The sequence below is a fragment of the Parazoarcus communis SWub3 = DSM 12120 genome (assembly GCF_003226565.1).
GTDB classification, from domain to species: Bacteria; Pseudomonadota; Gammaproteobacteria; order Burkholderiales; family Rhodocyclaceae; genus Parazoarcus; species Parazoarcus communis.
In genome coordinates, this window is record NZ_QKOE01000031.1 from 13,763 (window position 1) to 29,722 (window position 15,960).

The following is a 15,960-nucleotide window of genomic DNA, read 5'->3' on the forward strand; positions in this document are numbered from 1 at the left end:
CGCGCGCGTTGGCGGAGGATAGTCTGGCGTATGCTTTCCACAAGGCAGCGATACTGGTGAGCGCAGTCCTGAGTGGAGAAAACCTGACTGACCGCTACGAGCGCATGCTGAGGGAACATCCAGACTGGCCCGACAGCACACGGGGCGCGGTCCGCGATTTGTGTTGGTCGACCTTGCGTGCATATGGCCGTGGTGATGGGGTGTTACGCACGTTTCTACACAAACCGCCACCGGTCGAGGTGCATGCCTTGCTGCTGCTGGCAGTACAGCGCCTGGAGGCCCGGCCCGAGCAGGCGCATACCATTGTTGACCAGGCGGTGGAGGCCGTTGCTGTCGACATGCCTGGGTTCAAGGGCATGGTGAATGGTGTGCTGCGCAACGTACTGCGCGAAGCTTCTTCGCTGGCTGCCCGGTGTCAGGACGAGCCGGAGGCACGTTACGCGCATCCAGCATGGTGGATTGCGCGCTTGAAGCGCGATTTGCCGGATCGGTGGGAGGCTGTGCTGGCCGCCGGGAATCTGCATCCTCCGATGTCGTTGCGGGTCAATCGACGCAAGACGACGGTTGAGGCCATGCTCGACCGTTTGGGGCAGGCGGGGATCGATGCCCGGCCCTTGACGGGAGATGCGATCCGGATCGAGCGGGCGGTGGCGGTGAGCCGGATTCCCGGCTTTGAAGAGGGTTGGGTGTCGGTTCAGGATGCGGGTGCGCAGCAGGCAGCGCAACGCTTGAATCTGCAGGATGGTTTGAGGGTGCTGGATGCCTGTGCTGCGCCGGGTGGCAAGACTGCGCATATTCTCGAGACTGCCGATGTCGAACTGACAGCACTTGAACTGGATCCGCAGCGGGCACAACGTGTGACGAGCAATCTTCAGCGACTGGGACTGAGCGCGCAGGTCAAGGTGGCGGATTGCAGACAACTGTCTGCGTGGTGGGATGGAAAACCCTTCGATCGCATTCTTGCCGATGTACCGTGTTCCGCGTCGGGCGTGGTGAGACGTCATCCCGACATCAAGTGGTTGCGGCGCAACGAGGATATTTCCGGGTTTGCCCGGCAGCAGGCAGAGATTCTCGATGCGCTTTGGCAGACGCTGGCGCCCGGTGGCACAATGCTATATGCAAGCTGTTCGGTGTTTGACGAGGAGAATATCGAACAGATCAAACGCTTCAGGCGTCGCCACCCGGAGGCGATTGTCCCCAACCCAGATGCCGAGGAACTGCTCCGGCTGCTCCCTGATGCCGACCATGACGGCTTTTTCTACGCTCAGCTCCACAAGCCTGGCTAGGCGCATCCGCGGCGTATTTGCCGGATGGGTGCTGTTGTTGTCTGTTGCAGCCATCGCTGCCGACAGCAGCCGTATTGCTCATGCAGAGATCGTGGCGGGTGAGGGTGGCTATGTGCTCAATGCCGATATCGAGCTTGATCTGAACCCGCGCCTGATCGAGGCGGTCACTCGCGGTATCGCGCTACACTTCGTCGCCGAATTGGTCATCGAGCAACCGCGTTGGTACTGGCTCAACAAGGCGGTTGTCGAGCGCGAATTGAGCTATCGCATCTCCTATCATGCAATTACCCGCAGCTACCGGTTGTCGATCGGCAACCTGCACCAGAGCTTCGAAAGCCTGGATTCCGCGCTGCGTACCATGCAACGTATCCGGAACTGGCATGTGACCGATCGCGATACGCTGGAGCCGGGCGTGTCCTACGACGTTGCGCTGCGCTTCCGCCACGATACGGCGCAGTTGCCCAAACCCTTTCAGGTGACCGCCATTGCCAGTCGCGACTGGACGGTGGGTACCGACTGGCAGCGCTGGACCTTCCTGCCCGGCGTGGTGACCTCCAAATGAAGCGTATTGCGCTGGTCCTCATAGCGGCCATTGCTGGCATCTCGCTTTTCCTGCTGGCCTCGGCCAGCGCCAACTCGGATCTGTTTGCTGGCACCTACCCCTATCTGCTGGCCTTCAACGGGGTGGTGGTGGTGGCCCTGTGTGGCCTGGTCGGAGTGCAGTTGCGTGCGCTGTGGCGGGAGTACCGCGAGCGGCAGTTTGGCTCGCGGCTCAAGTACCGAATGGTGCTGATGTTTGCGTTGATGGCGCTGTTGCCTGGGCTGGTGGTGTATGCGGTGTCGCTGCAGTTCGTCGTTCGTAGTATCGAGTCCTGGTTTGATGTGCGGGTGGACTCTGCGCTGGAGGGTGGGATAGCGCTGGGGCAGAATGCCCTGGATTACCTTGTCAGTCAGGTCAACACCAAGGCAGGCGAGATGGTGCTCGAGCTCGAAGGGGAGGATGTCGTGACGCCCAGCCGTCTCAACCGTCTGCGCGAGATGGCGGGTGTCAGTAGCGTGACGGTGTTGGCCGCCAATGGGCATGTGCTGGCGACGGCGTCGGATGGCGTCATGGCGCTGATCCCCGATCTGCCGTCGCTGGCGCAGATGCGCCAGGCACGCCAGACCCGTGGTATCCACATGGTGGATGGCAGTACCGACGGTCGCTTGCTGATCCGCGTGTTGATGCCGATTCCGCGACGTTCGATCATCGGCGAGCCGGATCTGCTGCAACTGGTACAGCCCGTACCGGAAACCTTCGGGCGTCACGCCGAGGCGGTGCAGGAGGCCTATCGCGACTATCAGCAGCTGACGCTGGGGCGTGCCGGTCTGAGACGCATCTACACGGTCACGCTGACCATGACCCTGCTGCTGGCCCTGCTGGGCTCAGTGGCTGTCGCCTTTGTGCTGACCCGTCGTCTGGCGGCACCCTTGCTGATTCTGGCCGAGGGGACGCAGGCCGTTGCGCAGGGCGATTACCGGCCTCGCCAGGCTTTGCCGGCACGTGATGAACTTGGGGTGCTGACCCAATCGTTCAACCAGATGGTGCGGCAGCTGGAAGATGCACGAGCCGCGGCCGATCGAAACCGTGCGGCGGTGGAGTCGGCGCGCGCCTACCTCGAGAGCGTGCTTGCCAACCTGTCGACCGGGGTGCTGGCCTTCGCCCCGGATGGTACCTTGCGTGCCGCGAACCGTGGCGCGATGGATATCCTCGCTGACGATCTGGCCGGATTCGAGGATATTGCGCTGGCTGAATGGCCGCGGCATGCACATTTCCGCGATGCGCTGCTTGCGGGGTTCGAGGCCAATACGGGGGACTGGCAGACCCAGATTGAACTACCGGTTGCCGACAGCTCTCCGCTGACCCTGTTGATTCACGGTTCGCGCCTGCCGGATGCGACGGGTGGTGGCCTGGTGGTGGTGTTCGACGACATCACCCGGCTGATCGATGCGCAGCGCACGGCGGCCTGGGGGGAGGTTGCCCGGCGTCTGGCGCACGAGATCAAGAATCCCTTGACGCCGATCCAGTTGTCGGCCGAGCGCCTGGCGTTCAAACTGGCCGACCGCCTGGACGATGATGGGCGTCAGATGCTCGAACGTTCGACGCAAACCATCGTCAACCAGGTCGAAGCAATGAAGAATCTGGTCAATGCTTTCCGCGACTACGCCAGATTGCCGGCACCGGAGTTGCAGCCGCTTGATCTGGCCGCACTGCTGCGTGAAGTGTTGACCCTGTATGAAAGTGCAGCCTTGCGTATCAGGCTGCAGGTGGCCGAAGATTTGCCCCCGGTGCTGGGTGATGCGTCGCAGATCCGCCAGATCATCCACAATATGCTGCAGAATGCGCAGGATGCAGTAGCAGGACAGGAGGACGGCGAGATCACCCTGATCATTCGCCGGGACGGAGATCGGGTACTGATGGTGTTTCGCGACAATGGTCCGGGATTTCCGGCAGAGGTGTTGGCGCGTGCCTTCGAGCCCTATTTCACCACCAAATCCAAAGGCACTGGCCTGGGCCTGGCGATGGTCAAGAAGATCGTTGCCGAACACGGCGGCGACGTTCGGGTTGCCAATCGCGATGTCGGCGGCGCCGAAGTCAGAATCCGTCTGCGGACCCTAATCACTAGCGGTGAACACTGAAACATGTCCAAGCTACTCATCGTTGACGACGAAGTCGGAATCCGGGAACTCTTGTCGGAAATCCTGCGTGACGAGGGACACGATGTGCTGCTCGCCGAGAACGCTGCGGCTGCACGCGCAGCGCGTAACGCCGGGCGGCCCGATATGGTGCTGCTCGACATCTGGATGCCCGATACCGACGGCATCACCTTGCTCAAGGAGTGGTCGGCCAATGGTCAGCTGACCATGCCGGTGGTGATGATGTCCGGTCACGGCACCATTGATACGGCGGTTGAGGCGACCCGCATTGGTGCGATCGATTACCTCGAAAAACCGATTGCGTTGCAGAAACTGCTTGCTGCGGTCAAGCGTGGCCTGCAACGACCGGTGACGCAGGGAACGCCTGCCCCCCTGACGCTGGCCGCGTTCACCCGGTCCATGCCCTTGCGTGACCTGAAACGGCGTATCGAACAGATGGCGGACAGTTCCCGGATCCTGCTGTTGCGGGTCGGTGCGGGCAGTCTTGCCGAACTGGTTGCCCGCAGCCTGCAGGCCCCGGGGGCGCCGTGGCTGGATCTGGCCGCAGTCAGCAATCCTCTCGACCTGACCCAGTTGCAGGCGGCGCAAGGGGGCGTGTTGTTTGTCTCTGAACTGTCGCGACTGTCGCGAGCGCAGCAGAAGAACCTGGTCTTTGCGCTGGATCGCCTGGAGCGCTATGACCTCAGGCTGATCGTTGCCACCGACCACAATCACGACGCACTGCTTGCCGCGGGCTGGGACGAGGCGGTGCTCGACCGCTTGTTCGAGGTCAGCCTGGTCCCGCCCGCGATGGCGGAGATCCGGGACGATCTGCCCGAGCTCGCCAACCAGATCCTGCTGCACCTGGTCGAAGCGGGGGACGTGCCCTTGCGCCGGCTGTCCACTGCGGCACTCAACTACCTTCGCACCCAGCCGTGGGCGGGGGGCTATGGTGAGTTGCGTGCGGCAGTGCGTTCGCTGGCACTGGCCACGCTCGAGGAGGAGATCGATCTACCGGAGGTTCGCCGCCTGCTGGCGCCGGTCGTCGATGCGCCGGCCTGTGCAATTTCATTCGATCAGCCCTTGCGTGAGGCAAGAGAGGCTTTCGAGCGGATGTACCTCGAGCATCATTTGCGTCTGGAAAGCGGCAACATGACGCGGCTGGCCGAAAAAACCGGGCTGGAGCGTACCCATCTGTACCGTAAGCTCAAACAACTGGGGCTGCAGGCCGGACGTCGCCACGAAGAGGCCTGAGCGGTTCTTTGCCAAGGCTTGCCGCGAGCTGGATACGATGTCCAAGCCGTCGGGCCCGCGCCATCTGTCAGGCAGATGGCGTGGGCCCGGTTTTGCGTTCTGGGGGCCGTTGCACCAAGGCGTTGCCGCGTCGCAACAATTTGTGTCTTGTCCTGGAAACAGGGCGTAGAATCAGCCGCTCTTGAGTTGCTCCTGGGGTTGTCCCGGTGAAAATCATCATTCTTGGCGCCGGGCAGGTAGGCGCGTCGGTGGCTGAAAATCTGGTGTCGGAAGCAAACGATATCACGCTGGTCGATACCAGCCCGGACTATCTCGCCGAGTTGCGCGAGCGTCTGGAGGTTCGTACGGTGTGCGGCAATGCCGCGTCGCCCTCGGTGCTGCGCGATGCCGGTGCCGACGACGCAGACCTGCTGATCGCGGTGACCCAGTCCGATCAGACCAATCTGTGCGCCTGCCGCATTGCCAAGACCTTGTTCAACCTGCCGACGCGGATTGCACGCCTGCGCTCGACCGACTATGTCGATCATCCGGAACTGCTCGACGAGAACAACTTTGCGGTGGATTTCTCCATCTGTCCGGAGCAGATCGTCACCGACTACATCAAGCGCCTGATTGCGTTTCCCGAAGCACTGCAGGTACTGGAGTTCGCCGACGGCGTGGTCAGCCTGATTGGTGTGAGAGCCTTCGAGGGCGGGCCGCTGGTCGGCCATCCGCTGAAGGCGCTGCGCTTTCACCTGCCCAACGTCGAAGTGCGTATTGCCGCGATCTATCGCAATGGCGAGCCGATCATCCCCGAAGGGGATACCGTCATCGTGCCCGGCGACGAAGTTTTCTGCCTGGCGGCTTCGGTGCATATCCGCCAGGTCATGCGTGAGTTGAGGCGCACCGACAAGCCGATGCGGCGCATCATGATCGCAGGGGGAGGCAATATCGGCTTCCGCCTCGCCCGGTCGATCGAGAACGACTACCACGTCAAGATCATCGAGGTGGACAAGCGTCGTGCCGAGATGCTGGCCACGCAACTGGGCCATACCCTGGTGCTGCGGGGTGATACCACCGACGAAAAGCTGCTGGAAAACGAGGGTATCGACGAGACTGACCTGTTTGTTGCGCTCACCAATGACGAGGAAGACAACATCATGTCCGCCTCGCTCGCCAAGCGGATGGGGGCACGGCGTACGCTGGCACTGATCAATCGCAAGAGCTATGTCGACCTGGTGCAGGGCGGGCCGATCGACATCGCGATTTCTCCCGCCCACACCTCGATTGGGTCACTGCTGGCGCATGTGCGTCGCGGCGATGTGGTGGCGGTACATAGTCTGCGTCGTGGTGCTGCCGAGGCCCTGGAGATCATCGCTCACGGCAAGCCCAAGGACTCCAAGGTGGTCGGCCGGCGCATCGAGGAGATCGCCCTGCCCAAGGGTGCCACCATTGGCGCCATCGTCCGTGATGAGCGCCGGGGGGATGGCAAGATCATCCGCCGTATGGTCATCATCCCGCATCACGACACCTTGATCGAGAACGGTGACCACGTCATCGTGTTCTGTACGCACAAGAACCTGGTGGGCAAGGTCGAGAAGCTGTTCCAGGTCGGATTCACCTTCCTCTGAAGTCGATGCCGTCTCCCCTTCACCCCTATTTTCCGGCGCTCAATGCGCTTGGCCTGATCATCGTCATCTTCGGTCTGCTGATGCTGTTTCCGCTCAGCGTGTCGATCTGGCTGGACGACGGTGCGACCCTGGCCTACGACCAGGCGATCGTGATCACCCTGGTGGCCGGTGCAGCCTTGTGGATGGGGACGCGTGGCAGGCGGCGCGACCTGCGGGTGCACGATGGTTTCCTGCTGGTCGCCTCGACCTGGGTGGTGTTGCCCGTGTTCGGGGCATTGCCTTTGCTGAGTTACCTGCCGGACCTGTCGGTAGTGGATGCCTATTTCGAAGCGGTATCCGGCCTGACCGCAACGGGTGCGACGGTGCTGAGCGGGCTGGACGATCTGCCGACTTCGATCAATCTGTGGCGCACCTTCATGCACTGGATCGGCGGCATGGGTGTCATTGTGCTGGTGGTGGCGATCCTGCCCCTGCTGGGTATCGGCGGGCGGCAACTGTTCAAGGCCGAGGTACCGACGCCGATGAAGGAGAGCAGTCTGACGCCGCGGATCGCCGAGACCGCAAAAGGGTTGTGGTTGACCTATATCCTGCTGACCCTGGGTTGCGGTTTCAGCCTGTGGTATGTCGGCATGGAGCCATGGGATGCGGTGATCCATGCGTTCAGCGTGGCGGGGCTGGGGGGCTTCTCCAACAAGGACGCTTCACTTGGGCACTTCCACAATCTGCAGGTCGAGTTGGTGGTGATCGTGTTTGCGCTGGCTTCGGCGCTGAACTTTGCGACCCACTATCTGGCTTTGTCCCGTCGCTCTGTCCGCCCGTATCTGAACGATCCGGAAATTCCGTTTTTCTTCGGCGTGCTGGTATTCAGCACGCTGATGCTGACCGCCTATCTGATGCAGTTCAACGCCCACGCGGATGTCTGGACCGCACTGCGGTATGTCGGTTTTCATGTGGTGTCGATCTCGACTTCATTGGGGCTGGCGACCTACGACTACACCTTGTGGCCGATGTTCGCGCAGATCTGGGTCTTGTTTCTGGGCAGCTTCATTGCCTGTTCAGGGTCTGCCGGCGGCGGCATCAAGATGATGCGGGCGATGATCCTGTACAAGCAGGTGTTCCGCGAGATCATCCGTTCGTTGCATCCGAATGCCGTCAGGCCGGTCCGTCTCGGCCGCCAGCCGGTGTCGGAGGGGATCCTGCATGCGGTGCTCGGCTTCAGCTTCATGTACATGGTCAGCATCGTATCGCTGACCCTGGTGCTGGCTGCGAGCGGCCTCGAGTTGATCACGGCGTTCTCGGCGGTGGTGGCCTGCCTGAACAACACCGGGCCGGGGCTCGACGCAGTCGGGCCATCGTCCAACTACCGTTCGCTCGACGACTTCCAGACTTCGGTCCTGTCGTTCACGATGATTCTCGGACGCCTTGAAATCTTTACCTTCCTGGTCGTGCTGACGCCCGCATTCTGGCGTCGATAGGGCATCGCCTGACGGCGCTCAACCCATCCGGTCGCACAACAGGCGATAATCACGCCTTGTTGCCGATTGGCAGGACGAGAGGACTCGACGTGAGCCGCCTGAAAAACGATACCTTCCTGCGCGCACTGCTGCGCCAGCCCACCGAATACACCCCCGTCTGGCTGATGCGCCAGGCTGGACGCTATTTGCCCGAGTACTGCGAGACGCGCAAGCGCGCCGGCAGCTTCCTGCAACTGTGCAAGAGCCCGGCAATGGCCTGCGAGGTGACGCTGCAGCCGCTTGCGCGTTACGACCTGGATGCCGCGATCCTGTTTTCCGACATCCTGACGGTGCCGGATGCGATGGGACTGGGGCTGTATTTCGCCGAAGGCGAAGGTCCGCGCTTCGAGCGACCGCTGCGCGATGAGTGGGAGATCCGCAATCTTTCCGCACCCGATCCCCATGTTGAGCTGCAGTATGTGATGGATGGCGTCAGCGAGATCCGGCGGGCTCTCGACGGTAGCGTGCCCTTGATCGGCTTCTCCGGCAGTCCGTGGACGCTTGCCTGCTATATGGTCGAAGGCGGTTCGTCGGACGACTATCGCAAGGTCAAGACCATGGCCTACAGTCGGCCCGACCTGATGCACCATATCCTGTCGGTGACGGCCGATGCGGTGGTCAAGTACCTGAACGCGCAGATCGAGGCAGGCGCGCAGGCGGTCATGGTGTTCGATTCCTGGGGCGGCGTCCTCTCGGAGGCGGCGTACCGCGAGTTCTCGCTGGCCTACCTGCAGCGCGTGGTCGACGGGCTGATCCGCGAGCGCGATGGCCAGCGTGTGCCGTCCATCGTCTTCACCAAGGGCGGCGGCCTGTGGCTGGAGTCAATTGCAGCGATTGGCAGCGATGCCGTGGGCCTGGACTGGACCATGGATATTGGCCGGGCGCGTGCGCTGGTTGGCGACAAGGTCGCACTGCAGGGCAATATCGACCCCAATGTGCTGTTCGCGCCGCCAGAGGTCGTGGCCGCCGAGACACGCAAGGTGCTCGACGCTTTTGGGCCGTATCCCGGTCATGTGTTCAACCTGGGGCATGGCATTTCGCAGTACACCCCGCCCGAGAATGTTGCGGTGCTGGTGGATACCGTGCATGCGCATAGCCGGGCAATTCGTCGCGGCGCGTAAGCGGCTCGATATCATGGCCGGAGGGGTTTTCGTGCGACCTTCCGGCCATACTGTCAAGCAAAAAAATCGACTTTATCGCTTGACTTATGCACACCGGCGTGAATTTGGAAGAAAACAGTCACCGTAATGGTGCATTCATCTGGGGTGTTTGTAAGTTATTGATTTAAAACATTAAAAACTTTGCCTCATGTTAAGGCAAAGTGACAGAAGTGCTTGATTCACACCGCTTTCAGGGCGATTCACCCAGTTTTCCCACAAACTTATCCACAGCTTTTGTGGACAAACCAAAGTGATACTGCAGGGCAAAGGCTTAGCGTAGCTTTCCGCAGCTGAACTTCAAGTTTTCTCTGCAACTAGCTGAATTCATTGTGATTTGATGGTTTTTGCCAGATCCTGATGCCGATCATCCGCGTCGCCTTACCTGTCCCGATTCCGCAACTATTTGATTACACGGCAGAAGATGCGCTGGAGTCGGATGTTGGGCGATGTGTGCGCGTGCCTTTTGGACGTGGGGAAAAGAGCGGGCTGATCGTTGGCCTGCCCGATGCTGCGGAGGTTGATGCAGCCAGACTCAAACCGGTGCTGCACATCCAGCGCGAGGTCCCCCCGCTACCGGACGACTGGCTGGCGCTGGTCGGCTTTGTCGCCCGCTACTACCACGCGCCACTCGGTGAGGTCGTGGCGCTGGCGCTGCCGCCCGGGTTGCGTCGTGCCGATGGGGTCAGCGCCGACGACACCGATCCTTTGCTCGAAGTGGCGCCAGCCGGGCGGCAAGTCATGGCCGACGCCAGGCGCGACAGCAAGGCCTTGGCGCTGCTACGGGAGTGTGAAGAAGCGGGGGTATCGCCCCTGCGACGCAGCGTGATTCGTGCGCTGCCATCGGGTGCCGCCGTGGGTGATGCTTTCAGGCGTGGCTGGCTGCAACTCACCGTGGGCAATGTGCCACGCCATCACGCAACCGGTCGTCCCGAGCTGACCGACGAGCAGGCGACGGTCATCGACCAGGTGCTGAATGCGGCGCCGGGCTTTCGTCCGTGGTTGCTGCAAGGGGTCACCGGCAGTGGCAAGACCGAGGTGTATCTGCGCCTGGCCGAGGCCATGCTCGCGGCCGGCAAGCAGGTCCTGATGCTGGTGCCCGAGATCGCGCTGACGCCGCAACTCGAGCATCGAGTCGCGCAACGCTTTCCCGCCGCCAATGTGATCAGCCTGCATTCGGCGCTGGCCGAAGGGGCGCGGTCGCGTGGTTTTGTTCAGGCCTTGAGCGGGCATGCCGACATCGTGCTCGGCACCCGGCTGTCGGTGTTTGCGCCGCTGCCGCGGCTGGGCATCATCCTGGTCGACGAGGAGCACGATGCCTCCTACAAGCAGCAGGAAGGGGTGCGCTACTCCGCGCGCGATGTTGCCGTGTGGCGGGCACGTCAGCGTGGCCTGCCCGTGGTGCTGGGTTCGGCGACGCCCTCGCTCGAGACCTGGCAGCATGCGCGCGCCGAGCGCTACGGCCTGCTCAGCCTGAGTCGTCGTGCGGTGGCTTCGTCATTGCCCAAGGTGCGCGGTGTCGATACCCGACGGCTGAAGCTGGACGAGGGCCTCAGCCCCGCATTGCAGGCCGCGATTGGCGAACGTCTGGAGCGGGGGGAGCAGAGCCTGGTGTTTCTCAACCGGCGCGGCTATGCACCCGTGTTGTCCTGCCCGGCCTGTGGCTGGATCAGCCGCTGCCCGCACTGTTCGGCCAACCTGGTGGTGCATCTGGCAGACAGGCGCCTGCGCTGTCACCACTGCGGCTGCGACGGACCCATTCCACATGCCTGCCCAAGTTGTGGCAATCAGGACATCCAGCCTTTTGGTCGTGGAACCCAGCGAATCGAAGCGCGCCTGATCGAGCTTTTTCCGCAGGCACGGGTGCTGCGCGTCGATCGCGATGCGGCACGAACCCGTGCCCAGTGGGAGGCTTTGCTCGATACGATTGCGGCGGGTGAGGCCGACATCCTGGTCGGCACACAGATGATGGCCAAGGGGCACGACTTTCCCAAGCTGACCCTGGTTGGCGTGATTGGGGCCGATGCTTCGCTGCACGCAGCCGATTTTCGCGCGCCAGAGCGTCTGTTCCAGCAGTTGATGCAGGTGGGGGGCCGGGCCGGGCGGGGGGCCTTGCCGGGTGAGGTGGTGATCCAGACCGAGTATCCTGGTCATCCGCTGTTCCAGCATCTGGCGCGGCATGACTTCGACGCCTTTGCCAGGATGGCGCTGGACGAGCGCAAGGTGGCGAGTTTTCCGCCGTTTTCGTATCAGGCCATGTTGCGTGCCGATGCGCCGGTACTGAAGGATGCAGTCGAGTTCCTGCAGCATGCCCGCAGGCTGGGGGAAGCCAGTGCAGCAGCAGGTTTGCGCCTGTTCGACCCGGTGCCGATGCGGCTGACCCGGCTTGCCCGCCGCGAGCGGGCGCAGTTGCTGGTGGAGGCCGATGAGCGCGGGCTGCTGCAGGGTTTTCTGTTGCAGTGGATGAAGCTGCTTTATGCGCAGCGCACCAGCCGCGAGCTACGCTGGCAGATCGACGTCGATCCGCTGGATGTCTGAGGGGATTAGCGGTTTTCGCGATCGACCGGCCACAACCAGGCTGCACCACGAACGCCGGATGCATCCCCGTGGCGCGCCGGACGCAGACGGGTGACGACCTGATCCGAGAAGATGTACTGGCCCCATTGTGCCGGCACATTGACATATAGCCGCTCGAGGTGCGACAGCCCCCCGCCCAGAACGATGACGTCGGGGTCGAGCAGATTGATCACCGTGGCCAGGGCGCGCGCCAGGCGCTGCTCGTAGCGTTGCAGTGTGGCTTCGCAGGCGTTGTCGCCATGCGCCGCTGCCGCGGCAATCGCTGCTGCGTCCAGCGTGCCGCCGTGGCGCCGGCTGTGATCGGCGGCCATGCCGGGACCGGACAGATAGGTTTCGATGCAGCCGTGGCGGCCGCAGTAGCAGGCGGGCAAGGGCTGGTCACCGGGGCCTGGCAGGGGCAGGGGGGTGTGACCCCATTCCCCGGCAATCGCGTTGGCGCCATTGAGCAGGTGCCCATTGACCACCACGCCACCGCCAACACCGGTGCCGAGAATGACGCCGAATACGGTTTCCGCCCCCGCCCCCGCGCCATCGCTGGCTTCCGACATGGCAAAGCAGTTGGCGTCGTTGGCAATACGGACTTCCTGACCGAGCAGGGCTTCCAGATCGCGGCGCAAGGGCTTGCCGTTGAGGCAGGTGGAGTTGGCGTTGCGCATGCACCCGGTCAGGCGCGACAGGGAGCCCGGTGTGCCAATGCCGATGCTGGCCCGGCTACCGATCTGGCCCTCCGCAAACCTGACCAGTCCGGCAATGGCCTCGAGGGTGCCGCGGTAGTCTCCCTGCGGCGTCGGCACCCGTCGCCGCAGTAGTTCCCGCCCCGTCGGGTCGAGCGCGACGATCTCGATCTTGGTGCCGCCCAGGTCGATGCCGATCCGGTTCATGGCTGCCTGGTATGCCGTATGCCGGTCAGAGCAGGCGGTCTGCCGCGCTGCGGTATTGTTCCACCGCGTCTTCGCGGCTGCTGGCGCTGACGCCAAGCTCGCGCACCAGACCGTCGTTCAGGCTGTAGCACCAGCCGTGCACGGTGACATTCTGGCCGCGGGCCCAGGCTTCGCGCAGTACCGAGGTCTGGCTGATGTTCACCACCTGGTGGATGGCGTTGAGCTCGCACATGCGGTCCAGCCGCTCCTTCTCGTCGTCAATCTGGTTCAGCTTGTCGAGATGGCGATCGCGCACGTCCTGCACATGGCGCAACCAGTTGTCGGTCAGCCCCGTCTTGTTGTCGTGCAGCGCGGCCTTCACGCCGCCGCAGCCGTAGTGGCCGACCACCAGGATGTGCTTGACCCGCAGCATTTCCACCGCGTAATGGATCACCGACAGGGCATTCAGATCCGTATGCACCACCACGTTGGCGATGTTGCGATGCACGAAGATCTCGCCCGGCGCGAGCCCGACGATCTGGTTGGCCGGCACCCGGCTGTCGGAACAGCCGATCCAAAGGTATTCGGGTGACTGCTGGTTGACCAGGCGGGCGAAGAACTCGGGGTCTTCCGCGTGCATCCGCTCGGACCAGGCCTTGTTGTTGGCAAAAAGGTGTTCGATGGTTTGGGGCATGGAGTCGATCCTGGCGCGCGAAGGTCGCGCAATATCCGTAATTATGAATTACAACTGGTGTTTCGAACAACTTCGGCTTGCGACGAGGGACACTGAACGCCACTAAAGATAAGAATAGTACTTATTACGTATATGACAATGTCGAATTGCATGGTATAAAAGCTCGGTGCTGGCAAGAGATTGCCGGTACGCCAAGCCAGCCAAGGGCATCCGCTCCAGCCAGCCAAGATTCCTCTACTACTGCCTGCCAGTGGTTGATCTCAACACATCTAGGTTGGATGCCGTGCTTGATCGTGTCGCAGTACCAAATGTCAAAACGCCCGCCGTACATGGCGTCTGGCTTCGTGACCAGTGTTGCGCGCAGTCCCTACGCGTTGTCCGAGCTTCCGCCTCATGTTGCTTCTGTTGTTCACAGCGAAAGTCAACTTCAGTTGCTCTACTACCGGGTTGTTGTGGAACTCGACGAGCAAGTGCTGGCCGTCGAGGGGAAGAGGCTCTCGTTCAAGGCGGGCATGGTGTTGGAAGCGGACATCGTGCAAGACACAAGACGCCTGTATGAATGGGCGTTGGAGCCGATTCACACGGTAGCAGGCAAGTTCCATCGTGGCTCAGGCATACCGTCGCCGGAGGAGTCGGACGGGTGAGGAGATGAGTGTGAGGAGACCGCCGTCGATGCGCGAGCAGGAGGTCCTGCTACGTATTCGCCAGGGAAAGACCAACAAGCAGATTGCACTCGAACTGGGAATCAGCGGTTTCACCGTAAGGGACCACGTCTCCGCCCTATTAAAGAAGCTGTCAGCTTCGAATCGCACGGAACTTGCCATCATGGAAACACCCTACATCAGTAGGGTATGCAAAAAAGATAGTCATGAATAAACTAATCGATAGTTCAGATTTGTCTGAGTCTCGAAGAGCATAAAAATAAATTTCATAGATATATATTTTGAAAATCATGCGACCACGATCATCACGCCCACTGGAGAAAAACTCGATCAAGAATCCGGGGGCGGTATCGTACGTCGTCGGCTCTTCTTCGGTTGCGAGTTCGATTGTTTATGCAATGCTCTCCAATCAAGGCTATGACGAAAGGGATCTTTATTTATCGATGGTGTTGATTTTCGCAGTCTTCATCGTATTAAATTCGATTTTCTATTTTTCTAATCGAGTCGATCTGGAGCGAATAGTCCGAGATGGAAAGGTTACGAAAGAAAGAGCTTCTTTATTAATTTTTGGAAATAAGTTAACTCGGTTAATTCGTCTAATCTGGAGGTTGATTAAATGAAAGAGATCTCAATTCTCGATCTTGTCGAAGCCTTCTGACACTGGAAATGGGTCGAATCGCCGATTTTCCGTGCGATTCGAAGAGGAGACGGGGCGATGCCGCCTAGCAAAATGGCGGTTCGCTGAAGAAAATGAACCGAGTTCGGTTGTCTAAGTCATTTCGCGGCGGAATTCCTGCAAGGCCTCGGGTTGCTCGAGGTGCTCTTGTGTCATTTCATGATGAAAGAATTTACCGATATTCTAAATAGCAAGCTGGCTGTTCTTGCGTTCTCGGGCCTTGGGCTAGCATTGGTTTTTGCTTTTCTAAACCAGAAAATTAATTTACCTCCAGAGATTCACGAGATTGTGGATGTTGGACTGTCAGTTCTTGTGGCCTTGGCCTTTTTGCTTGTCTCCTCCGCATTCTCGGCTGGCCTGGTGTCGTCAGATCATTCTGTTGAGGGTGGAGGATCTGGTGGAGTAGCCGGTGTGGTTGGTGGGTTGACCTTTGCTTTACTGCTGACAGTTTTGGGCATTTACCTTATCAGCGGTTTTCAGGACGCGTTTGGCAGAACGTTTTCGGCGACTACGCTGGGATCTTTGACTGCAGCAACTGGAATAGCGGTTATCTATTTTGGGGTAAGGAGATTGTTCAGGGTTTCAACTGTTGGAGAGAAGTGATGCGAGCAGGGCTCCCGCAGCTACGCATTTATCATTCACCGTCATCCTCGTCAGGTGCTTCGAAGCCCAGCAATGCCGCACGAAACTCGTCGGATGTCGCCGCCAGCAGTCGCTTGGTCTTGATGCTGGTCTTGATCGAGGTATCGAGCCGGATGAGGTTGAGGGCCATGTGGCGGACCAGCGCGAGGTTATGGGCGACGTGGCCGGAGCGGGCGCGGGCGTAGTCATCACCGAACTGAACATCGAGACACCAGTGCAGACGATTCTCGACCTCCCAGTGACTTCTGACTGCCAGCGCGATCCGCTCGGCGTCGGCGGGCAGGCTGCTGATGTAGCAGACGCGCTCGGTGCTGGTGTGATCGCCCACCGTTCGGATGCGTTCGACCACGGC

14 protein-coding genes are annotated in these 15,960 nt (G+C 61.0%); 11 read left to right on the forward strand and 3 right to left on the reverse strand.

Annotated elements, in window-relative coordinates; translation table 11 throughout:
* The first annotated feature begins 56 nt into the window (after window positions 1–56).
* From rsmB to DNK49_RS21780, 8 genes are all read left to right on the forward strand, one after another.
* The gene (gene rsmB, locus DNK49_RS21745; protein WP_243632475.1) at window positions 57–1,286 is read left to right on the forward strand and encodes a 16S rRNA (cytosine(967)-C(5))-methyltransferase RsmB; all 1,230 of its coding nucleotides are present in this window, start codon (window positions 57–59) and stop codon (window positions 1,284–1,286) included.
* Window positions 1,246–1,848: a DUF4390 domain-containing protein gene (locus DNK49_RS21750; RefSeq protein ID WP_424445303.1), complete on the forward strand. Its 603-nt coding sequence runs from the start codon at window positions 1,246–1,248 to the stop codon at window positions 1,846–1,848. The genes rsmB and DNK49_RS21750 overlap by 41 nt, the downstream gene beginning before the upstream one ends.
* Entirely contained in the window at window positions 1,845–3,965 is a 2,121-nt protein-coding gene (locus DNK49_RS21755) for a sensor histidine kinase (RefSeq protein WP_110529896.1), read from the forward strand. The genes DNK49_RS21750 and DNK49_RS21755 overlap by 4 nt, the downstream gene beginning before the upstream one ends.
* A 3-nt stretch (window positions 3,966–3,968) precedes the next feature.
* Window positions 3,969–5,216 carry a sigma-54-dependent transcriptional regulator gene (locus DNK49_RS21760; protein ID WP_110529900.1) on the forward strand — a complete coding sequence of 416 codons (1,248 nt, stop codon included), beginning with the start codon at window positions 3,969–3,971 and terminating at the stop codon, window positions 5,214–5,216.
* 206 nt (window positions 5,217–5,422) lie between these two features.
* The gene (gene trkA / locus DNK49_RS21765) at window positions 5,423–6,826 is read left to right on the forward strand and encodes a Trk system potassium transporter TrkA (RefSeq protein WP_110529903.1); all 1,404 of its coding nucleotides are present in this window, start codon (window positions 5,423–5,425) and stop codon (window positions 6,824–6,826) included.
* Window positions 6,827–6,831: 5 nt separating this feature from the next.
* A complete protein-coding gene (locus DNK49_RS21770) occupies window positions 6,832–8,301 on the forward strand; it encodes a TrkH family potassium uptake protein (RefSeq protein WP_110529906.1) in 1,470 nt (489 codons plus the stop codon).
* An 89-nt stretch (window positions 8,302–8,390) separates the two neighbouring features.
* Entirely contained in the window at window positions 8,391–9,461 is a 1,071-nt protein-coding gene (gene hemE / locus DNK49_RS21775) for a uroporphyrinogen decarboxylase (protein WP_110529908.1), read from the forward strand.
* 396 nt (window positions 9,462–9,857) lie between these two features.
* The gene (locus DNK49_RS21780; RefSeq protein WP_110529911.1) at window positions 9,858–12,035 is read left to right on the forward strand and encodes a primosomal protein N'; all 2,178 of its coding nucleotides are present in this window, start codon (window positions 9,858–9,860) and stop codon (window positions 12,033–12,035) included.
* A 5-nt stretch (window positions 12,036–12,040) separates the two neighbouring features.
* On the opposite strand, the gene DNK49_RS21785 is transcribed toward DNK49_RS21780, so the two are convergent.
* Window positions 12,041–12,955, reverse strand: a complete 915-nt coding sequence (locus tag DNK49_RS21785; RefSeq protein ID WP_110529914.1) for an ROK family protein — start codon at window positions 12,953–12,955, stop codon at window positions 12,041–12,043.
* A gap of 25 nt (window positions 12,956–12,980) precedes the next feature.
* Window positions 12,981–13,628, reverse strand: coding sequence for a carbonate dehydratase (gene can, locus DNK49_RS21790; protein WP_110529917.1), 648 nt, complete (start codon window positions 13,626–13,628; stop codon window positions 12,981–12,983).
* A 287-nt stretch (window positions 13,629–13,915) separates the two neighbouring features.
* Between can and DNK49_RS21795 the strand changes: the two genes are divergently transcribed.
* The 3 genes from DNK49_RS21795 (at window position 13,916) to DNK49_RS21805 (ending at window position 15,569) form a co-directional block, all read left to right on the forward strand.
* Window positions 13,916–14,272, forward strand: coding sequence for a hypothetical protein (locus tag DNK49_RS21795; protein WP_133255143.1), 357 nt, complete (start codon window positions 13,916–13,918; stop codon window positions 14,270–14,272).
* Window positions 14,273–14,300: 28 nt separating this feature from the next.
* Window positions 14,301–14,504 carry a response regulator transcription factor gene (locus DNK49_RS25205; RefSeq protein ID WP_207807079.1) on the forward strand — a complete coding sequence of 68 codons (204 nt, stop codon included), beginning with the start codon at window positions 14,301–14,303 and terminating at the stop codon, window positions 14,502–14,504.
* 621 nt (window positions 14,505–15,125) lie between these two features.
* Entirely contained in the window at window positions 15,126–15,569 is a 444-nt protein-coding gene (locus tag DNK49_RS21805) for a hypothetical protein (RefSeq protein ID WP_133255144.1), read from the forward strand.
* A gap of 31 nt (window positions 15,570–15,600) precedes the next feature.
* Here DNK49_RS21805 and DNK49_RS21810 read toward each other — a convergent pair.
* A partial coding sequence (locus DNK49_RS21810) for an ISAs1 family transposase (RefSeq protein WP_110529937.1) occupies window positions 15,601–15,960 on the reverse strand: 360 nt, incomplete at its 5' end.